The sequence below is a fragment of the Flavobacterium davisii genome, assembly GCF_042182265.1.
In the GTDB taxonomy this organism is placed as follows: domain Bacteria; phylum Bacteroidota; class Bacteroidia; order Flavobacteriales; family Flavobacteriaceae; genus Flavobacterium; species Flavobacterium davisii.
The window spans coordinates 519,066-540,334 of the sequence record NZ_CP097869.1 but is presented as its reverse complement, the minus strand read 5'-3'; the positions used below and the strand labels follow the sequence as shown (position 1 = coordinate 540,334).

Here is a 21,269-nt window from a genome sequence, read left to right as displayed (position 1 = left end):
ATGTGTGGAATCGTAGGTTATATAGGATATAGAGAAGCTTATCCTATTGTTGTAAAAGGATTAAAAAGATTAGAATATAGAGGTTATGACAGTGCGGGTTTAGTATTGTATGACGGAGAAGAGATAAAATTATCTAAAACAAAAGGAAAGGTATCGGATTTAGAAGAAAAGTCTAAAAATGAAATTTCATTAAGTGGAACCATAGGTATTGGACATACACGTTGGGCTACACATGGTGTTCCGAATGATGTAAATTCACATCCTCATACATCTAACTCAGGAGATTTAGTTATTGTTCATAATGGAATTATTGAAAATTATGAACCCTTAAAAAAAGAATTAATAAAAAGAGGTTATGTATTTCATTCAGATACAGATACGGAAGTATTAGTTAATTTGATAGAAGAAGTACAAAAACAAGAAAATATAAAATTAGGAAAAGCAGTTCAAATTGCCTTAAATCAAGTAGTAGGAGCTTATGCGATTTGTGTTTTTGATAAGAAAAAACCAAATGAAATTGTGGTAGCTAGATTAGGTAGCCCTTTAGCTATTGGTGTAGCTGAAAATGAATTTTTCATAGCTTCAGATGCTTCTCCTTTTATCGAATATACTTCAAATGCTATTTATTTAGAAGACGAAGAAATGGCAATTATTCGTTTGAAAAAAGGATTGAAAGTAAGAAAAATAAAAGATGATTCATTAGTACATCCTTACGTTCAAGAATTAAAAATGAACTTAGAGCAGATCGAAAAAGGAGGATACGATCATTTTATGCTAAAAGAAATTTATGAGCAACCTAGTGTAATTAAAGATACTTATAGAGGACGTTTGTACTCTAATGAAGGCGTAATTAAAATGGCTGGAGTTGAAGATAATCTAGAAAAATTTATCAATGCTAATAGAATCTTAATCGTTGCTTGTGGTACCTCATGGCATGCAGGATTAGTAGCAGAATATATTTTTGAAGAATTTGCTCGTATTCCTGTAGAAGTAGAGTATGCTTCAGAGTTCCGTTATAGAAATCCAATTATTAGCGATAAAGATGTCGTAATTGCTATATCACAATCAGGAGAAACAGCAGATACCTTAGCAGCTATTAAGTTAGCAAAAGAAAAAGGAGCCTTTGTATTTGGTGTTTGTAACGTTGTTGGTTCTTCTATTTCTAGAGAGTCCCATGCAGGAGCTTATACACATGCGGGTCCCGAAATTGGAGTTGCCTCAACAAAAGCATTCACTACACAAATTACAGTTTTAACTATGATTGCCTTACGTTTAGCTAAAGCAAAAGGTAGTTTGTCAAAATCGGATTATCATCGCTACTTATCGGAGCTAGAGGCAATGCCAGAAAAAGTAGAAGAAACATTATTAACAAATGAAGTTTCAAGAGAAATAGCAGAAGTTTATAAAGAAGCTACAAACTGTTTGTATTTAGGTAGAGGGTATAACTTCCCAGTAGCTTTAGAAGGAGCTTTAAAATTAAAAGAGATTTCTTATATACATGCTGAAGGATATCCAGCGGCAGAAATGAAACACGGGCCTATAGCTTTAATAGATGAACACATGCCTGTTATTGTTATTGCACCTAAGCAAGGACACTATGATAAAGTAGTAAGTAATATTCAAGAGATAAAATCACGTAGTGGAAAAATTATAGCAATAGTAACTAAAGGAGACGAACAAGTACGTTCTTTGGCTGATCATGTAATTGAAATTCCAGAATGTTCAGACGCTTTATCGCCATTATTAACAACTATTCCATTGCAATTGTTATCCTACCATATAGCGGTGCTTAGAGATTGTAATGTAGATCAACCAAGAAACTTAGCTAAATCAGTTACAGTAGAATAATCGTTTTGCTATATATATTATAAGGTTAAAAAAGCGGTAGTCCTAAAAAACTACCGCTTTTATTTTGCTCTTATAAAGACAAATTTTTAAACCCAGATTACGCATTAGACTTCGTTGTGAAACAAAATTTTTCAATAAATTGAAGTGCTCACGGAAAATTTTAGAAGAAGAAATAGTGAACTATTTTGATGATTAAAATTTGAGTACGTGCTTGAATTTGAACAAAAATAAAGTGGAATAGATTTACTTCGTCTATTCGCTACGCTCGGGTCTAATGCGTAATCTGGGTTAAAGCGCCCTTTATTTTATGTTATTTATTTTTTAAAAGCATTCAAAGCCTTTTTTGTAAAGTCAGATAAAACTAATTTACCTGAAATAGCAGCACGATCATACAATAACTCATCCCAATGGCTAGTACCTTCCCATAAAACCCTTTTAAATTCTAATAATGCCTCGGGGTTATAACTGGCTAGTTCTTTTGCTAATTTATTTAAGGCTTGATCCATACCTTCTAAATCATCAAATAATTTAGAATATAATGTATGCTGAAATGCCCACTCTGCGCTTTTCCACTCTGTAGGTGAAAGCGTCATTTCTGCCATAGCCGATTTGCCTATTTTTCTTGAAACAGCTGGTTCTATTACAAAAGGACCTATTCCTATGGCTATTTCAGATAATTTTATAGCAGCATTATGAGTTGCAAAAGTATAATCACATGCAGATACAAGACCTACTCCTCCTCCCACTGCTTTTCCTTGTACCCTTCCTATGATTATTTTTTTGCATTTTCTCATAGCATTAATCACATTAGCAAAACCACTAAAAAAAACACTTCCTGTTTCCAAATCATTTACTTCTAGTAGTTCATCAAAAGAGGCTCCTGCACAAAAAGCGCCTTTTCCTTCACTTTGTAAAACAACTAATACAACTTCTTCATTTTCACTGATTGTATTTATTTCTTCTGTTAATAATTTTAATTGTTCACTAGAAAATGAATTGCTGGCGGGATGTGAAAAAGTAATGGTTGCTATTTTGTTCTCTATGGTTGTATGGATGGTTCCTTTCATCTTTTTGAATTTTGTTTAATAGAATTTTACCACGCTTTAAAAAAAAAATCCCGACAAAATCGGGATTTGGGAATATATAAATAAAAATTATTTTCCTTTGTTTACTTCTGCTACATATTTTTCAAGTGCCATAGTCATGGAAGGTACGCCTGGAGCAGGTGCCATAATATCTATACGCAAACCATGATCAACAGCCTCTTTTTGAGTTGTACTTCCAAATACCGCTATACGGGTATCGTTTTGTTTGAAATCAGGAAAATTCTTAAATAAAGATTGTATTCCTGTTGGGCTAAAAAATGCTAATACATCATAATATACATCTTTTAGATCTGATAAATCACTCATTACTGTTTTGTAAAAAGTACCCGGAGTCCAATCTAATTTTAAATTATTTAGAGTTTGTGGGACATCTGCATTTAATTTGTCAGACGCAGGTAATAAAAATTTCTCGTCCTTATACTTTTTAAAGAAAGAAGACATATCCGCAAAATCCTTTTGTCCAACGTAAATTTTTCGCTTTCTGTAAACTACATACTTTTGTAGATAATAAGCTACTGCTTCTGATTGGCAAAAATAGCGCAAATCTTCTGGAACTTTATAACGCATTTCCTCTGCTACTCTAAAAAAATGATCAACAGAATTCTTGCTGGTTAAAATAATCGCTGTATAATTATTCAAATCAATTTTTTGAGCGCGAACATCTTTAGCAGGCACTCCTTCGACATGAATAAAGGGTCTAAAATCAACTTTTATTTTATGCTTATTTTGTAAATCAAAATAAGGCGAGTTCTCAACTTTTGGCTCAGGTTGCGATACTAAAATCGTTTTCACTTTCATAGTCAAAAAATGTTGTTTTGTACAATTATGCTTTACCTATTTGTGATGTAATAATACACGAAAAAATAAGGTGCAATTTCCAGGGCGCAAATATACAAAATAAAATAAAACAACTTCCTTAAAAGTAAGTTTTGATAATTTCGCAATGACACAAGATAAGTTATGGTGTTTATTATTAAAATTATAACCAAAATTCCAAGAATAACATATTGATTTGTCAAATTGGTATAATATAACACCATATCAACAGGTAATAATAATATTCCTAAATAGGTTCTATAACTAACTTTAAAAAGATTAAATTGTTCAATAAACAACTCTGTGTCAAATGAGGTAGCTATAATTTTTTCTATCAAATATTTTGATAAAACAAAAAAGGTTAAGAAAGTAATAATTTGAATGAAACTGATCCAATTAGTCTTCGTCGTATATCCATAATAGGATAAAACTAATTGTATAAAAAAGGAAAACGAAATTAATTGTACAAAAAATAACAAAATCGTAAACCAAGTCATTAGGTTACTCGGATCCTTGTAAATTTTTATATATTTATTATTAAATAATAATCGAACAAAATCAATAAAGCGTTTTTCAAAAACTGCTTTAGTAACCGTTACCACTCCTATAGCTACAATAAAAACTATAGTAATCCAATTTTTATTCTCTACAATTCGAGGAATTAACTCATAGTGATTCATAGGACAAAATTACAAAATATTCATTCCCTTTATCGAATTATAAATAATTTAGAACACACATAATTTAAAAAGATTATTTTTGCAACACAATTCAACAAATTTATGCAGGACTCCATTGTTATCATCCCTACTTACAACGAAATAGAAAATATTGATGCTATTATAAGAGCTGTTTTTACTTTGCCCAAAAAATTTGATGTGCTAATTGTAGATGATAACTCTCCTGATGGTACCGCCGACCATGTAATTGCGTTGCAAAAAGAATATCCTGAGTCATTATTTCTTGAAAAGAGACAAGGAAAAGCGGGATTAGGAACGGCCTATGTACATGGTTTTAAATGGGCTATACAACATCATTATGATTATATTTTTGAAATGGATGCTGATTTTTCGCACAATCCCAATGATCTTATAAAACTTTATGAAGCTTGCAAAACAAATAATGCCAGTATGTCTATAGGCTCTCGTTACATTACAGGGGTAAATGTTGTAAACTGGCCTTTAAATCGGGTTTTGTTATCTTACTTTGCTTCTGTTTATGTTCGAATGATTACAGGTATGCAAATTCAGGATGCTACCGCTGGTTTTATTTGCTATCAGCGACAAGTGTTAGAAAAAATAAATCTAAACCAATTAAAGTTTACAGGTTACGCATTTCAAATAGAAATGAAATACAGAACTTTTGCAAATCATTTTAAAATCATAGAAGTTCCTATTATTTTTACTGATCGTACTAAAGGGGAGTCTAAAATGAGTGGTGCTATTATACGTGAAGCTATTTTTGGCGTTATCATGTTACGACTACGTAAAATGTTTAATCTATTATAAAAAAAACACAACACATCATGAAAACTATTTTAATTAAAAATGCTCAGATAGTCAATGAAGGCCAAATTTTTAAAGGGGATGTTTTAATTGAAAATCAGTTTATAATAGATATTTCGGAAAACATAGTTCCTCTCGAACACTTTCAGGTTATTGATGCCCAAAATAATTATTTAATTCCTGGTGCTATAGATGATCAAGTTCATTTCCGTGAACCAGGTCTAACCCACAAAGGTTCTATAGCTTCTGAATCTAAAGCGGCTGTAGCGGGCGGTATTACGACTTTTATGGAACAGCCTAATACCGTACCTAATGCGGTAACGCAAGAGTTATTAGAACAAAAATATGAAATAGCCTCTAAAACTTCTTATGCTAATTACTCCTTTATGATGGGAGCTACTAATGATAATTTAGAAGAAGTGTTAAAAACCAATCCGCGCAATGTAGCTGCTATAAAAATTTTCTTAGGGTCTTCTACTGGTAATATGCTAGTAGATCGAGAAGAGGTACTAGAAAAAATATTTAGCAATACGAATATGATTATTTGTGTACATTGTGAAGATGAAACAACTATTCAAAATAATTTAGCGATTTATAAAGAAAAATATGGTGACAATATTCCTGTGGATTGCCATCATTTAATAAGAAGTGAAGAAGCTTGTTATATTTCCTCCTCTAAGGCTATAGAATTAGCAAAAAAAACGGGAGCTCGCTTGCATATTTTTCATCTCTCTACAGCTAAAGAAATGGACTTATTTGATAATTCGATTCCGTTAGAAGATAAAAAAATAACAGCCGAAGTATGCGTGCACCACTTATGGTTTACCAATAAAGATTATGCTGATAAAGGAACACTGATCAAGTGGAATCCTGCTGTAAAAACAGAAACAGATAAAAATGCTTTATGGGAAGCTTTATTAGACGATCGTATTGATGTTATTGCTACAGACCACGCACCTCACACTATAGAAGAAAAACAAAACCCTTATACAAATGCTCCTTCGGGTGGGCCTCTTGTTCAGCACGCTGTTGTTGCGTTATTTGAAGCCTTTCATCAGGGCAAAATTTCAATAGAACGAATTGTTCAAAAAATGGCCCATAACCCAGCTAAATTATTTCAGATAGATCGTCGTGGTTTTATAAGAAAAGGATATTATGCAGACTTAGTTATTGTAGATCCTCATTCTTCTTGGACTGTTTCTAAGGATAATATTTTATACCAATGTGGTTGGTCACCTTTTGAAAATTATACATTTAAATCAAAAATTACCCATACTTTTGTAAACGGTAATTTAGTATACGAAAATAATCAAGTCCAAGATATTCAACAAGGAATGCGATTAGAGTTTAACCGATAAACCCTTTTATATGAACAAAATAGTTTGCTTTTTTTTAATTATCTTTTTTATTTCTTGCCAGGATTCAGCTATCAAAAAGCCTGAAAACCTTATAGATGAAGCAACTATGGAGAAAATATTATATGATTTGGCATTAATTCAGGCTATTAAAGGATATGATGCCAAATTACTCCCGACAAATCAGATTGATCCTAAAAAATACGTTTACAAAAAGTATCATATAGACAGCTTACAATTAGTAAATAGTAACAAATATTATTCTGTAGACATTGTTAACTACAAAAAAATATACGACCATGCTATAGAAAAAATAAAAAAAGAAAGAATTCAGATAGAAAAATTACGACAAGCGGAATTAAAAAAAGAAAAATTAAAAAAACCAAAAGCCAATCAACAGTAGTTCTTTAATTTGATTTTAGGTAATCTTCTATGCTTGTAAACTCAAAATGAAAAGTTTTTAGTATTTTAGAATGATCATAATCGTTCATCGTTTGTAAAGTACGAATCATATCCTTAGATAAAACGTTGGTTTTACCGAATAATCCTAAAAACCAATCAAAGCTATAGGCCAATTTTAGTGCGTAGGATTGTATTAAAATGGTTGGTTTTTTGACATTTAATTTCGCTGCTATAAGATTTGTTATTTCCTGGTATGATTTCGTTTCCGATACGACAATAAAACGCTGGCCTACAATAGTACTTTCCATTAGTTTTTTCATGATACAAACGACATCATCTACTGATACAAAACCAGTACTTCCTTTTGTATAAAAAGGTATTTCAGAAGCTACCTTATTATAAATAGTACCACTTCCTTCTCTCCAAAATAGTGGACCTAAAATAACCCCTGGATTAACAATTACAATAGGCAATCCTTCCTGATAGCCGCGCCATACTTCCATTTCCGCGCCATATTTAGAAATAGCATAATCACTATGTGACAACTCAGGATTCCACTCTGTTGCTTCCGTTATTTTTTTTTCATGTTCTTTTAGATCTCCCAAAGCAGCAATAGAACTTACATAACATAATTTTTGAACACCAAAATCAATACACAAATTGACTACATTGGCGGTTCCTTGAATATTCACCTTTCTTAAATTATCTTCCTCCTTTGGATCAAAGGACACCAAGGCTGCACAATGATAAACTTGCGTAACATCTTGAAATGCTAATTCTAAAGAAGGAATGTCTAGTATGTCGCCTACTACCCAATTTATTTTATCAAACGCCTCTTTTTTTTGATAATGAGCCAATACCTTTTTTACCCGTTCTTTGTTTTTTTCTGTACGAAATAAAGCTTTTACCTTTTCCCCTGAATTGATTAAACTCAAAATTAAGTGTGAACCTACTAACCCTGTTGCGCCTGTAACTAAAATCATGGTTCAAATATAAAAAAGATTAAAATTATATCTTCCATTTTCATTACTTTAAAACGCTTTTATACATATTATCGTTTAATAAGAGTCGTTAAACGATTTCATCCTTTTTATTTTTTTAGTTAGTAAATTGTTATAAATAGTAAACATTAACTATGCTAAAAAAACCGTACTTATAGAAAACAAATGTTTTATTGTTACAAAAAACAATCAGTTACATATTAAGTCAGAAGAAAGAGAAAACGCTTTACCTATAGAAGATATAGGTTTTATTATTCTTGATAATCCTGAAATATACATAAGTATTCCTGCTATAAATTTGTTAATACAACATAATTCAGCGGTAATTATTTGCCATAAAAATCATCTTCCCAACGGAATGTTTTTAAACTTAGAGAGCTGCCACATTCAACTGCGGCATCTGGGTTTATTATTAATTTTTTTGATTTTAGAAGGTTAGGAGGTTAGGAGGTTAAGGAGTAGGGTTTGAATTGTTTAAGATTTGAAATTACTCTTTCCTCTTCACTCTTTCCTTGTGTGAAAATAATTGAAACATTTTTTTTACACACTTTTTATATGAAAATTTTGAAACGTTTTTTAACTAGAATTTGGTATTAGACTTCATACGCGAGATGAAAAGACAAAAAGGAACAAAAAAATCTTGTAGGTAGGGAGCAAAAGCCGTAATCCAGTTGTAGTTTGTCACTTGAGCTCAAGGGAGAAATTACATTATCTAATGTATGTGATTTCGCTTCTATTTTATAAATGATAAGATTACGAATCATTTTTATAATAAATAAATCACCGTTTTGTTTGTCACTCTGGGAAGGAGGAGTTGCATAATCTAATTCCAGTATATTGTTTCAAACGTTATGTGATCCCTCCTTGTGTCACACGATAGTCTTGTGTTTATTCCTTCGTTTTCATCTTCTCTAATTGCCAACCAATGGAGTTGGGCCCTAAGTCGACACCTAAAATTTTTGTCATAATAGTTTTTATGTTGTTTAGCTTACACCTAAACTTATAAAAAATACATTTGCTTAAAAAAATAAAAATATTTTACATTTTTTTTATCTCAGCAACAGATAAAATTATTCTAATCTTTAATCTTATCACAATAAGACTATATGCCGTAGACGAAAGTCTAAAATCCCGCTTACTCCGTGGAATTTACTATTTATACGAACTACAAATTCTTTAATCTACTTTGATAGAATTATTTTTTAAAGTTTGTTGAACTTATTAAACCCAGATTCCGCATTAGACTTCGTTGTGAAACAAAATTTTTCAATAAATTCAAGTGCTCACGGAAAATTTTAGAAGAAGAAATAGTGAACTATTTTGATGATTAAAATTTGAGTACGTGCTTGAATTTGAAGAAAAATAAAGTGGAATAGATTTCTAATGCGTAATCTGGGTTAAAATCTGATATAGGAGATTTACAATCTAAAAACTAAAAACTTATCTTTGCAAAAATTTTTTAAATAATGAAAAACATAATTGCTGAATTACAATGGCGTGGACTGGTACACGATATGATGCCAGGAACAGAAGAACAATTGTTAAAGGAAAGCACGGCAACATATATAGGATTTGATCCAACATCAGATTCTCTGCACATAGGAAGTTTAGTTCCGATCATTTTATTAGTTCACCTTCGCAATTTTGGTCATAAACCATTTGCATTAGTAGGAGGAGCTACGGGAATGATTGGCGATCCTTCTGGAAAAAGCAACGAACGCAATTTATTAGATGAGGAAAGTCTTTCTAAAAATGTAGAGGGCATTAAGGGGGTTTTATCTAAATTTCTTGACTTTAATGCTACCGATGACAACGCGCCTGTATTAGTAAATAATTATGATTGGATGAAAACCTTTTCTTTCATAGATTTTGCTCGAAATGTAGGAAAACGAATTACGGTTAACTATATGATGGCTAAAGATTCTGTGAAAAAACGTCTTTCAGGAGAAACGGGGGACGGTATGTCCTTTACAGAATTTACATATCAATTAATTCAAGGATATGATTTTTATCATTTGCACAAAACATACGGATGTAAGTTGCAAATGGGAGGGAGTGATCAATGGGGTAATATTACCACAGGTACTGAGTTAATCCGTAGAATGAATGTAGATACAGAAGAAGAAGGAGCAAAGGCTTATGCCTTAACTTGTCCTTTAATAACGAAGGCAGACGGATCAAAATTTGGAAAAACAGAAGGCGGAAATATATGGTTAACAGCAGACAAAACCACTGTTTACAAATTTTATCAATTTTGGCTTAATACAACAGATGCAGATGCAGAAAAGTACATTAAAATATTTACTTTCTTAGATAAAGAAACAATTGAAGCTTTAATTGAAGAGCATCGTCAAGCTCCGCATTTAAGAGTTTTACAACGCAAATTAGCTGAGGAAATAACCCTTTTCGTACATGATAAAGAAGCTTTAGATAAAGCGATTGCTGCTTCTAATATATTATTTGGAAATTCTACTTCTGAGGATTTAAAAAAATTAGATTCAGAAACTTTTTTAGAAGCATTTGAAGGAGTGCCTCAAGCAACCATTTCAAGAGAAGCGATAGAGGAAGGTATTCTTATTGTAGATGTGCTTAATGCTAAAACAGGTTTTTTGAAATCAAACGGTGAAGCGCGTAGAGCGTTGACTGAAAATTCAATTTCTGTGAACAGAGAAAAAGTAACCGAAGAATTTATACTACAAAAAAAGGATCTTATTAATAATGAATTTGTTTTGCTTCAAAGAGGTAAAAAAAACTATTTTATCGTAAGAATTAGTTAAATACTATTTTGTAATAAAAAAAAGCCGCTTATTTAAGCGGCTTTTTTTATTTAATAAAAGTAGTATTAATAAGTATTTAAAAGATAAATTATAGTTCATTTATTTTAATCTGTTTTTTTTAGTGTATTTTGTTATAATTTATTCCATTTTATTAAAATAATATAAATATATTCGCAATTATTATTAATACCAACTAATAAATAAAATGAAAAATAAACTACTTTTAATTGCCTTATTGGCAACAGGGGTTGTATTGGGGCAAAATGACTTGTGGAAACGTACAGGTACAAGTCGTAAAGCCTTGTTAAACAGTAAAATACAGCTTCCTGAAAAAAATCTCTTTGATTTAAATATAGATTTAATCAAAGAGCAATTAGCCAAATCAACGAATCGTTTTAGTCGTTCTTCTTCAACATTAGTTATTTCGCTTCCTAATTCAGAAGGAAATTTGGAAAAATTTAGAGTTTATGAAAATTCTAATATGGATCCTGTTTTACAGGCTAAATACCCTCAAATCCGTTCCTATATAGGAATAGGTATTGACAATCCTACTTCAACGGCCTATTTTAGTATGTCTCCATTAGGATTTAAGTCTATGACGTTAAATGCAGGCAAATCAGCTTCTTTTATTGAACCATATTCAAAAGATTTAAAAACATATTCTGTTTATAAAAAAACTGATAAAAAAGAGGATTTATCTCCTTTTGAATGTAAAGTGATAGATAAAGTAGTACCTAGTTTTAGGACTTCGGGGACAAATTTACGACCAAATGCTGATGATGCTATTTTGAGAACTTTTCGTTTAGCCCTTTCTGTAACAGGAGAATATACGGCTTATTTTGGAGGCACTAGAGCACAAGCATTGGCGGCTATGAATGCCACAATGACTCGCGTAAATGGCGTTTTTGAAAAAGATTTCAATGTTAGAATGAACTTAATCGCTAACAATGATGTCCTTATTTATACAAATGCTTCTACAGATCCTTATTCTGTAGCATCTACAGGTTCTGGAGGCGCATGGAATACTGAATTACAAAATAATTTAACCAATACTATTGGCAATGGAGCTTATGATATTGGACATTTATTTGGTGCTTCTGGTGGCGGAGGTAATGCAGGCTGTATTGGTTGTATTTGTGTAGATGATACTGTAAGTACAACGGACAAAAATAAAGGTTCTGGCTATACATCGCCTGGTGATGGAGTACCACAAGGAGATAATTTTGATATTGATTATGTAGCGCATGAAATGGGGCATCAGTTTGGAGCTAATCATACTTTTTCACATGGAAATGAAGGTACTGGTGCCAACATGGAACCAGGATCAGGCTCTACTATTATGGGATATGCAGGTATTACGGCTCAAGATGTACAACCTCATTCAGACGCTTATTTTCATGCTTTTAGTATCCAACAAGTTACAAATAATATCAAAAATAAAAATTGTTCTGTAAACACAGCAACAGGTAATGCTGTACCTACAGCAAATGCAGGTTTAGATTTTACCATCCCTAAAAGCACTCCTTTTATACTTACAGGTGCAGGTACTGACGCAAATGCAGATGCTTTAACGTATGCTTGGGAGCAATTTGATAATGCTACTTCATCACAAACAGGAACAAGTTCTGCCGCTAGTGCTACCAAAACAGCTGGTCCTACATTTAGATCATATAATCCAACTACCTCTCCTTCGAGATATTTTCCTCAAATGACTTCTGTTTTAGCAGGAGGAACAACTACTCAAGGAACAGATATTGTAGTAGAAGCGTTACCTTCTGTTGCAAGAACTATGAATTTCCGTTTTACTGTTCGTGATAACAGAGCAGGAGGATCTGCAAATAACTCAGATGATATGATTGTAACTGTAAATGGAACGGCAGGGCCTTTTTCTATTACATCACAAGGAAGTGCTACTTCTTATACAGGAGGAACCTCTCAAATGGTAACTTGGAATGTGGCAGGTACAACTGCAAATGGTGTTAACTGTGCTAATGTAGACATTTTATGGTCAACCAATAATGGTGCTACTTGGATCCCCTTGTTAACTGGAACTTTGAATGATGGTACAGAAAATATAACGATTCCTAATACCGCAACTACTACAGGTAGAATCATGGTAAAAGGTTCAAATCATATCTTTTTTGATGTTAATAATGCTAACATTACAGTTGTTGCCGGTTCCTCTGATACAATCGCTCCAACTGCTCCAACTGCCTTAACGGCTTCTGGTACTACAGAAATATCAACTAGTTTGTCTTGGATTGCTTCAACAGATAATGTAGGTGTTACGGGGTATGATGTATATCAGGATACAGTATTAATTGGTTCTACTACTGCTACTACTTATAATGTAACAGGGTTAACAGCTTCTACATCATACACGTTTACTATTAAAGCTAAAGATGCTGCTGGTAACATTTCCAATGCTAGTAATGCTATAACAGTAACGACTTCAGCTTCTGTAATTGATACAACAGCTCCAACAGCTCCAACATTAAGCGCATCAGGTACTACGACTACGACTACTAATTTATCATGGAGCGGGGCTACTGATAATGTAGGCGTTACAGCATATAACGTTTATCAAGGAACAACTTTATTAGGAACAACTTCTTCTACCTCATATAATGTTGTTGGACTAACTGCAGCTACAACCTATTCATTTACTGTTAAAGCTAAAGATGCTGCTGGTAACATTTCTAATGCAAGTAACATTGTTAGCGTAACTACATCTTCTAACTCTTTAACATATTGTACATCCAAAGGAAATAGTACTGCTGATGAAAAAATAGCAAAAGTTGTAATTGGATCAATAAATAACTCTTCTACAGGAACTGTTGGCTATGAAAATTTTACCACTTTATCAACTTCAGCCATAAGAGGTAATGCACAAACTATAACAATTACTCCTTCTTGGGCTTCAACAACTTACCCTGAAGGCTATGCGGTTTTTATTGATTACAATCAAGATGGTGATTTTGCAGATGCAGGTGAAACAGTTTGGACTAAAGCGGCTTCTACTACAACATCGGTTTCGGGTACATTTACAGTTCCAACAACGGCCACTTTAGGAACAACACGAATGAGAGTTTCTATGAAATATAATGGTATTCCTACAGCATGTGAAGCTTTTTCTTATGGTCAGGTAGAAGATTATACTATTAACATTTCTTCCAGCGCAAAAGAAGTTGAAAAAAATAGTCTATCAAAACTTGATATTACGGTATTTCCTATTCCAACCTCTGATATACTTTCAGTTAAAGGAACTTCTGAATCAGCTACCTATAAAGTGTATAACTTAGTTGGACAAATTATTTTGGAAGGAAAAATAAATGACGAAAAAATAAATGTAACCAATTGTAGTGCTGGAAACTATGTATTAGAAGTTTCTGATCTGAATACAACGGTTACTAAACGCTTTATCAAAGAATAACTTTGATAATTAACCCAACCTCCAGCCAAAAAGCTATCTCTTAGAGATAGCTTTTTTTGCAGATAAAATGATTATTTTAGCAAAAAAGATTAAAGATGAAAAAACTAGCGCTATTAAGCGTAACGCTTATGAGTATTAATTCTGGAATTTCACAAAATATCATGACTCCTGATTTACTTTGGAAACTCGGTCGTGTTACTCCTATTGGACTATCAAAAGATGGTAAAAATATAATTTATAAAGTAGGAACTCCATCTGTTGAAGAAAATAAGTCTACTAATAAATTTTATAGTATTCCTGTCACAGGTGGTAGTCCTATTGAAATTGAAGAATACAAAGAATTGATAAAAAACAAAAACATTTCTCCTGACGGAATGTATTTACTTTCAGATAAAGAAGTAAAAATAACACCTGTTTTAGGAAAAGATATTTATCCCGAGTTGTCTAAATCAGATGCTCAAGTATATGATGGTCTTGATTATCGTCATTGGGATACTTGGCGAGATGGTACATACAACCATGTTTTTTTTGGTGGTGTGCCAGCTCCTAATGTACGTTTAGCACCGCCTGTAGATATTATGGAAGGCGAACCTTATGACGCTCCACAGAAACCATTTGGAGGTGATGAGGATTATATTTGGTCTCCTGACAGTAAAAACATCATCTATGTTTGTAAAAAAAAGACAGGAACGGCTTATGCTACTAGTACAAATACCGATTTATACCAATACAATATTGAAACGAAGGAAACTTTAAATTTGACACCTAATAATCTTGGTTATGATACACATCCTGAATTTTCACCTAATGGAGATCTTACTTGGTTACAAATGAAAAATGACGGTTATGAGGCAGATAAAAATGATATTATTGTAAAACATAAAGGATTAGAGATTAATTTAACGGCGAACTGGGATGGTACTGTAGAAAGTTTTAAATGGAGTAAAGAGGGTAAAAAAGTGTACTTTCTTGCTCCTATAGACGGTACCAAACAATTATTTGAGGTAAATTTTCCTGGGCTAACTAAAGCAGCTATTAGCGTTAAACAAATTACAAATGGCGATTTTGATGTTACTCAAATTATAGATTTTACTACAGACCAAATTCTTTTGTCTCGAAATGATATGAATCACGCTACTGAAATTTATTCGTATCATTTAAAAAACAAATCATGGCATCAAATAACACACGTTAATGCGGAAACTTACAACAAATTAGATTTATGTAAAACCGAAAAACGTTATGTGACTACTACAGATGGAAAAAAAATGCTAGTTTGGGTTGTATTTCCTCCAAACTTTGACCCGAGCAAAAAATATCCTACGCTATTATATTGTCAAGGAGGACCGCAAAGCGCATTAACTCAATATTATTCTTTCCGTTGGAATTTTCAAACAATTGCATCACAAGGTTATATTGTAGTTGCTCCAAATCGTAGAGGTATGCCTGGTCATGGTGTAAAATGGAATGAACAAATAAGTAAAGATTGGGGAGGTCAAGTTATGGACGATTATTTATCAGCTATTGATGATGTAGCAAAAGAATCCTATGTAGACAAAACACGACTAGGAGCGGTGGGTGCTAGTTACGGAGGATACTCTGTATTTTATTTAGCTGGAATTCACAATAATCGTTTTAAAACTTTCATTTCACACTGTGGCATCTTTAATACCCAAAGTATGTATGGTACAACAGAAGAAATATTTTTTACTAACTGGGATTCTGGAGGAGCGTATTGGGAAAAAAACAATCTTGTTGCACAAAAAACATATAATGATTTTAATCCTATTAATTTAATTAATAACTGGAATACGCCTATTTTAGTGATTCAAGGAGGTAAAGATTATAGAGTTCCGCTAGGACAAGGGCAAGAAGCTTTTCAAGCGGCTCAATTAAAAGGAATTAAAAGTCGCTTTTTGCATTTTCCAGAAGAGAATCATTGGGTTTTAAAACCTCAAAATGCGTTAGTATGGCAACGTGAATTTTTCAAATGGCTTAAAGAGACTTTATAGATGATTCAAAAATCATAATGTATCTATAAATTCAAATTTCGCATTAGACTCGAAGTGAATAGGCGAAAATTTATTTCACTTTATTTTCTTTCAATTGAGGCATGTACTCCAATTTTAATCATGAAAATAGTTTTCTATTTCATCTTCTAAAATTTTCCGTGAGTACTTGAACGTATTGAAAAATTTTGTTTCAGAATGAAATCTAATGCGAAATCTGAGATAAAATTAAGTTTTATGTCCTTTTAATTTTAAATTTTTAAACCCCGTTTTTAGGCTTTTACTTTAAAAATGGGGTTTGTATTTTTGGATTAGACTTTATAGATCTTACAGATGCCTTATAGATAATGTTTCAAGAAATAAAAAACCAAATGATATCTATGAGCTTATTGTGTGACTTTTTCTTTGGATAGAATTGATTTTAAATTATAAAATTTCAGGTTGATGGGCCGATTTTAAAAGATCATTAACAGTCTTGACAGGATTAAAGGTATCAAGAGGGACTTCTACAAAAAGAGTAATCCAATTGGCCATACTACCATTCCATAATCCTGGTAGTTCGTATGATTTATATTGGATTCCGTCTTTATTTTTTTTAACTATAAATCCTGTGTTAGGGTCTGTAAATTCTAATAAGTTGAATTTATTACCTTGGTAGTCTTTTATAGAACAGACAATATCTACAGGGTTAAAATGAGTAGCAGACTTAAAAATTGATTTTTGATTCTCATTTTCTAGGTCAATTTGTGCGGATTCAACAATTTGTAAGGTTGAGTTTCCTTTTTTATCTTTTACCCAAAAAGGACCACCACCAGGTTCATTTTCGTTTTTTACCATTCCGCACACACGTATTGGTCTGTTTAGGAAATAGTTTAAAATTCTGATTTGACTTTCCTCTTTATACTCATCAAAGTCAGTATTTATAATTATAGAAAGTTTATTCTCAATGAAATTTTTTATTTCTTGTATTAGAGCATTATTGTATTTGTTTTTATTTAGTTCTTTCAGGTAATTATGACTTTTGGTACTAATTTCTAACAAAATACCAGCTAAGGTTTTTTTGTATTCTGTTATGATTTCAGAATGATTTTGAGAAACATTGTCTATGTTTTTTATGAAAATAATATCAGCATTTCTATCGTTTAAGTTATAAAGTAAAGCACCATGGCCCCCAGGGCGAAAAAGAAATTTACCTTCTTTATTTTTTAATACCTTATTGTTTTTAGTTAATGCAATAGAATCAGTAGAAGGATCTTGATAAGAAAAACTAACACGTGTTTTTTCTTTTAATTCTTTAGGGAGCTGATTAATTAATTCCGTAAATAAAGTTTCATGTTCGGCTGAAATAGTAAAATGAATATTTCCGTTATTATTGCAAGCATACTGATTAGACTCTTTGAGGTGCTCTTCAATAGGAGTATTAATTCTCTCTTCGTTTTTGTGAAAAGGAAGTACAGCTTTTGGTTTGTTAAGAAAATTAAAATCAGGGTCTTCTAATATTGTTTTAATGAAAAGATATTTTTTTATAGCAGCAGATAATTTTTTGTAATGATTGTTTTGAATGGTTAACTTTGTAATGACTTCTTGATAAAATGGAAACTTTTCAATTCCTGCGATAAAAGTTTCTAAAGCAGTATTATTGGTTCGGTTGATGTAACCATTGATAGTTTCCTCCTCGGGATTAAAATCGAGTATAAAATCATGTAAAAATTTAAACATTCTAGTGGCAGCACCTGAAGCAGGAATAAATTTTTCTAATGTTTTATCTATCTTGTTTGAGTTGAAATAGTTAATGTAATAAATTTGTTCTTCAGGGCTTAATTTTATTATTCCTTTTCCAATTGTAGCAGGAGCTATTAATTCGGTTTTAGTAATTCCTTTTCGTAAGTAATGAATTTGTTTAATGATTAAATCAATATTTTTGTTTTGGTTGTAGAGTTCTACAAATTCATGGCTTGTAAAGCCTGCATTTAGTGCTTTTTCTAGATCTTCTACAATTTTGATTGCTTTTTTTAAACGTTCCTCTCTATTACCACTTATTTGAATAAAGGGTTTGTTGTATTGTATTAAATTTTTTTTAAATACTTCAAATGATAAATTGCGGTATTCAGCACTGTCTCTTAAACCGTCTGCTTCCCAAGGAATATCTTTATCTGTTAGAAAATAAAGATCATAGTGATGTAAATTAGCGGCTTCTTCTAATTGAGGAGAACACTGATTATAATAAATATCAGAGTATACTTTAGTAACAAGGGCATTTGTATCACAAAATAAAAATCTTTGGGCTTTTTTTAGCGCTTCATTTTCAATAGTAATTTGTCCAATAGCAATGGGTAGTAAATCTTTTTCTTCACAAATACGCCCTTCTTTATCAAGAATTTCTGTTAAAAAATCTCTAGCATATTCTACTATCCAAGCGGTATTAAAATGATTTGCTAGATCGCGTGCGAGCGTTGTTTTTCCAGTACTTTCTGGTCCGTAAGTGGTTATTCTGAGAGTATTTGTTTTTCTTTGCTTAAGATTTTCTTCCATTCTAAATAGGCCAATATGGCTAAAATTGTGAAAATAATATATTGGAGGGCAAATATATAAAGTTCTCTTGACCAAAGTATAGGAATAATAAGAAAATCTCCAATAATCCATAAACTCCAACTTTCTATTTTTTTTAAGGCCATAAACCACATGGCTGTGAAAAATATACAAGTAGTAAAAATATCAATCCAATTATTTTGTTGTATTTTGATTTTGAAAATAGTATAAATACCAATACAAACAATGGCTGTTAGTAAGAACATAATAAATCCCATTATTTTTTCTTTTTTATTGGTTTGGGTAATTTGTACAATGTTTTTTTTGTTCAACTTAAATTGCCCCCATTTATGCCAGCCATAGATACTCATTAAAGTATAGTATATATTAATGCTCATATCAGCCATATATTGAGCTTTATACATAATGTAAACGGTTATGCTTGTGGCAATAATTCCAGTAGGAAAAACTAAGTAATTTTCTTTTTTTGCAAACCATACACTCAAAATCCCAAAAATAAAAGCAATAGTTTCTAGTCCAATTTGCCAATAGGGAACATTTTGGTATTGTATTAGTATCTGATTAAGCATGATCTTTAAATAATTTGAAAAATGTAAATTAGCCTTAATTAATAGAATGTAAAATGTTTATGAACAAAACTAGTAAAAAGTGAGTTAAAAATAGGAGTAATAATATGTTATATTTTTCTAGATTATACTTTAGTCCTGAATGAAGTGATTTTTTACAGATAAAAAAGATGTTGAGTTTTAGAAAAAAGTATATTATTTCTGCTTTCAACGTAGTGAAATTACATTTGAGGTAGAATAAATTCTGTGTATTTCTATCTTTTTTGATAGAGTACAGTAGTTTAGCATGTTTGTTTAAATAAATTCAAACAAAATAAAACAAGGCTGTTCTATTGTCTTTTTTCTTAATTTGCTTAGTTTTTTTGTTGATTAGCTAGAGTAAAAGTAAGAGAATGTTGATTTTGAACAGCCTTATTTTTATAAGAAAGCAATATTAATAGCGGTAATATTCAGGTTTAAAAGGTCCTTTAACTTCTACACCAATATAAGCCGCTTGGTCATTTGATAGGGTTTCTAACTCAACACCTAATTTAGTTAAGTGTAAAGCTGCTACTTTTTCATCTAAATGTTTAGGTAACATATACACCTCGTTTTTGTAAGCTGTACTGTTAGTCCATAATTCGATTTGTGCTAATGTTTGGTTAGAAAAAGAGTTACTCATTACGAATGATGGGTGACCTGTAGCACAGCCTAAGTTTACTAATCGCCCTTCTGCAAGAATAATGATTTCTTTACCATTTACATTGTAGATATCTACCTGTGGTTTTACTTCTTTTTTAGTAGAACCATGATTAGCATTTAACCATGCCATATCAATTTCATTGTCAAAATGACCTATGTTACAAACAATCGTTTTGTCTTTCATTGCTTCAAAATGGCGACTTACAACAATGTCTTTGTTTCCTGTTGTAGTAATTACAATATCAGCATTTCCTATAACAGTATCTAAACGTTTTACTTCATAACCGTCCATAGCTGCTTGTAAAGCACAAATTGGGTCGATTTCTGTAACGGTAACAATAGAACCTGCTCCGCGGAAAGAAGCAGCAGTACCTTTACCTACGTCACCGTAACCACAAACTATTACTCTCTTACCTGCTAACATTACGTCAGTTGCACGACGAACAGCATCAACTGCTGATTCTTTACAACCATATTTGTTGTCAAATTTTGACTTGGTAACGGAATCGTTTACATTGATAGCTGGCATGTATAACGTACCGTTTTTCATTCTTTCGTATAAACGGTGAACTCCTGTTGTTGTTTCTTCAGATAAACCTTTGATCCCTTCAACCAATTCGGTGTATTTGTCAAATACCATATTAGTTAAATCACCACCGTCATCAAGAATCATATTTAGAGGTTTTCTGTCTTCTCCAAAAAATAACGTTTGTTCAATACACCAGTCAAACTCTTCGGCATTCATGCCTTTCCAAGCATATACTGGAACACCAGCAGCAGCAATAGCAGCAGCAGCATGATCTTGTGTTGAGAATATATTACAAGAAGACCAAGTTACTTCAGCTCCTAAGGCAACTAAAGTTTCAATTAATACAGCTGTTTGAATAGTCATGTGTAAACAACCTGCTATACGAGCACCTTTTAATGGTTGACTTGGCCCATACTCAGCACGAATAGCCATTAAACCAGGCATTTCAGCTTCTGCTAATTGAATTTCTTTTCTTCCCCATTCTGCTAAAGAAATATCTTTAACCTTATAAGGTACATACGGAATTGTTGTAGTACTCATCTATATTAGTATATTTGTTTTTTAATATTAAATTAAATAAATCGGGTACAAAACTACGGATTAGTTTTTGATTTGCCAACAGATTTAGATAAATTAATAATTGTTTTTTTGTTATAACTATTTAATTATCAGTGCGTTTGTCTTTTTGGGC

15 protein-coding genes are annotated in these 21,269 nt (G+C 31.9%); 8 read left to right on the top strand and 7 right to left on the bottom strand.

Features of this window, described 5'->3' with window-relative positions; genetic code table 11:
* Window positions 1–1,848 (top strand): glutamine--fructose-6-phosphate transaminase (isomerizing), encoded by a 1,848-nt coding sequence (gene glmS / locus NAB20_RS02180; protein ID WP_105195680.1) that lies wholly within the window; start codon window positions 1–3, stop codon window positions 1,846–1,848.
* 314 nt (window positions 1,849–2,162) lie between these two features.
* Here the strand turns inward: glmS and NAB20_RS02175 are convergent, their stop codons facing one another.
* The 3 genes from NAB20_RS02175 to NAB20_RS02165 all read right to left on the bottom strand — a co-directional run bounded on the left by NAB20_RS02175 (window position 2,163) and on the right by NAB20_RS02165 (window position 4,450).
* Window positions 2,163–2,915 (bottom strand): enoyl-CoA hydratase/isomerase family protein, encoded by a 753-nt coding sequence (locus NAB20_RS02175; protein ID WP_105195348.1) that lies wholly within the window; start codon window positions 2,913–2,915, stop codon window positions 2,163–2,165.
* A gap of 87 nt (window positions 2,916–3,002) precedes the next feature.
* Window positions 3,003–3,752 (bottom strand): uroporphyrinogen-III synthase, encoded by a 750-nt coding sequence (locus tag NAB20_RS02170; protein WP_105195347.1) that lies wholly within the window; start codon window positions 3,750–3,752, stop codon window positions 3,003–3,005.
* A gap of 32 nt (window positions 3,753–3,784) precedes the next feature.
* Complete coding sequence (locus NAB20_RS02165; protein ID WP_105195346.1) at window positions 3,785–4,450, bottom strand: DUF4271 domain-containing protein; 666 nt, start codon at window positions 4,448–4,450, stop codon at window positions 3,785–3,787.
* Window positions 4,451–4,552: 102 nt separating this feature from the next.
* Between NAB20_RS02165 and NAB20_RS02160 the strand changes: the two genes are divergently transcribed.
* Genes NAB20_RS02160 through NAB20_RS02150 form a run of 3 tightly spaced genes read left to right on the top strand, consistent with a single transcriptional unit; the run spans window position 4,553 to window position 7,033 of the window.
* Window positions 4,553–5,278 (top strand): polyprenol monophosphomannose synthase, encoded by a 726-nt coding sequence (locus tag NAB20_RS02160; RefSeq protein ID WP_088393881.1) that lies wholly within the window; start codon window positions 4,553–4,555, stop codon window positions 5,276–5,278.
* Window positions 5,279–5,295: 17 nt separating this feature from the next.
* Window positions 5,296–6,633, top strand: a complete 1,338-nt coding sequence (locus NAB20_RS02155) for a dihydroorotase (protein WP_127823271.1) — start codon at window positions 5,296–5,298, stop codon at window positions 6,631–6,633.
* Window positions 6,634–6,643: 10 nt separating this feature from the next.
* On the top strand, window positions 6,644–7,033 hold the full coding sequence (locus NAB20_RS02150; protein WP_088393877.1) for a DUF4296 domain-containing protein: 390 nt from the start codon (window positions 6,644–6,646) through the stop codon (window positions 7,031–7,033).
* Window positions 7,034–7,037: 4 nt separating this feature from the next.
* Here NAB20_RS02150 and NAB20_RS02145 read toward each other — a convergent pair whose 3' ends face one another.
* Window positions 7,038–8,015: an SDR family oxidoreductase gene (locus tag NAB20_RS02145; protein WP_105195344.1), complete on the bottom strand. Its 978-nt coding sequence runs from the start codon at window positions 8,013–8,015 to the stop codon at window positions 7,038–7,040.
* Between the two features lie 136 nt (window positions 8,016–8,151).
* Here NAB20_RS02145 and NAB20_RS02140 point away from each other — a divergent pair, with 136 nt between their 5' ends.
* The 4 genes from NAB20_RS02140 to NAB20_RS02125 all read left to right on the top strand — a co-directional run bounded on the left by NAB20_RS02140 (window position 8,152) and on the right by NAB20_RS02125 (window position 16,255).
* A complete protein-coding gene (locus NAB20_RS02140; RefSeq protein ID WP_375605770.1) occupies window positions 8,152–8,472 on the top strand; it encodes a CRISPR-associated endonuclease Cas1 in 321 nt (106 codons plus the stop codon).
* 1,027 nt (window positions 8,473–9,499) lie between these two features.
* Entirely contained in the window at window positions 9,500–10,810 is a 1,311-nt protein-coding gene (gene tyrS / locus NAB20_RS02135) for a tyrosine--tRNA ligase (RefSeq protein ID WP_088392546.1), read from the top strand.
* A gap of 205 nt (window positions 10,811–11,015) precedes the next feature.
* Window positions 11,016–14,243, top strand: coding sequence for a reprolysin-like metallopeptidase (locus tag NAB20_RS02130; protein ID WP_375605433.1), 3,228 nt, complete (start codon window positions 11,016–11,018; stop codon window positions 14,241–14,243).
* A 95-nt stretch (window positions 14,244–14,338) separates the two neighbouring features.
* On the top strand, window positions 14,339–16,255 hold the full coding sequence (locus NAB20_RS02125; protein ID WP_375605432.1) for a S9 family peptidase: 1,917 nt from the start codon (window positions 14,339–14,341) through the stop codon (window positions 16,253–16,255).
* A 423-nt stretch (window positions 16,256–16,678) separates the two neighbouring features.
* Here NAB20_RS02125 and NAB20_RS02120 read toward each other — a convergent pair whose 3' ends face one another.
* The 3 genes from NAB20_RS02120 to ahcY all read right to left on the bottom strand — a co-directional run bounded on the left by NAB20_RS02120 (window position 16,679) and on the right by ahcY (window position 21,118).
* Complete coding sequence (locus NAB20_RS02120) at window positions 16,679–18,784, bottom strand: DUF4301 family protein (protein WP_375605431.1); 2,106 nt, start codon at window positions 18,782–18,784, stop codon at window positions 16,679–16,681.
* Complete coding sequence (pnuC, locus tag NAB20_RS02115; protein ID WP_105195340.1) at window positions 18,739–19,371, bottom strand: nicotinamide riboside transporter PnuC; 633 nt, start codon at window positions 19,369–19,371, stop codon at window positions 18,739–18,741. Before pnuC ends, NAB20_RS02120 begins: the two co-directional genes overlap by 46 nt.
* A gap of 430 nt (window positions 19,372–19,801) precedes the next feature.
* Window positions 19,802–21,118, bottom strand: coding sequence for an adenosylhomocysteinase (ahcY, locus tag NAB20_RS02110; protein WP_105195339.1), 1,317 nt, complete (start codon window positions 21,116–21,118; stop codon window positions 19,802–19,804).
* Window positions 21,119–21,269: the final 151 nt, after the last annotated feature.

What these genes read in the sequence shown, in the direction of transcription:
- NAB20_RS02155 (WP_127823271.1), top strand. Translation starts at nt 5,296, where the DNA reads ATGAAAACTATTTTAATTAAAAATGCTCAGATAGTCAATGAAGGCCAA.
- tyrS (WP_088392546.1), top strand. Translation starts at nt 9,500, where the DNA reads ATGAAAAACATAATTGCTGAATTACAATGGCGTGGACTGGTACACGAT.
- NAB20_RS02145 (WP_105195344.1), bottom strand. Translation starts at nt 8,015, where the DNA reads ATGATTTTAGTTACAGGCGCAACAGGGTTAGTAGGTTCACACTTAATT.
- NAB20_RS02120 (WP_375605431.1), bottom strand. Translation starts at nt 18,784, where the DNA reads ATGGAAGAAAATCTTAAGCAAAGAAAAACAAATACTCTCAGAATAACC.
- glmS (WP_105195680.1), top strand. Translation starts at nt 1, where the DNA reads ATGTGTGGAATCGTAGGTTATATAGGATATAGAGAAGCTTATCCTATT.
- NAB20_RS02150 (WP_088393877.1), top strand. Translation starts at nt 6,644, where the DNA reads ATGAACAAAATAGTTTGCTTTTTTTTAATTATCTTTTTTATTTCTTGC.
- NAB20_RS02175 (WP_105195348.1), bottom strand. Translation starts at nt 2,915, where the DNA reads ATGAAAGGAACCATCCATACAACCATAGAGAACAAAATAGCAACCATT.
- NAB20_RS02160 (WP_088393881.1), top strand. Translation starts at nt 4,553, where the DNA reads ATGCAGGACTCCATTGTTATCATCCCTACTTACAACGAAATAGAAAAT.
- NAB20_RS02130 (WP_375605433.1), top strand. Translation starts at nt 11,016, where the DNA reads ATGAAAAATAAACTACTTTTAATTGCCTTATTGGCAACAGGGGTTGTA.
- NAB20_RS02170 (WP_105195347.1), bottom strand. Translation starts at nt 3,752, where the DNA reads ATGAAAGTGAAAACGATTTTAGTATCGCAACCTGAGCCAAAAGTTGAG.
- pnuC (WP_105195340.1), bottom strand. Translation starts at nt 19,371, where the DNA reads ATGCTTAATCAGATACTAATACAATACCAAAATGTTCCCTATTGGCAA.
- NAB20_RS02165 (WP_105195346.1), bottom strand. Translation starts at nt 4,450, where the DNA reads ATGAATCACTATGAGTTAATTCCTCGAATTGTAGAGAATAAAAATTGG.
- ahcY (WP_105195339.1), bottom strand. Translation starts at nt 21,118, where the DNA reads ATGAGTACTACAACAATTCCGTATGTACCTTATAAGGTTAAAGATATT.
- NAB20_RS02125 (WP_375605432.1), top strand. Translation starts at nt 14,339, where the DNA reads ATGAAAAAACTAGCGCTATTAAGCGTAACGCTTATGAGTATTAATTCT.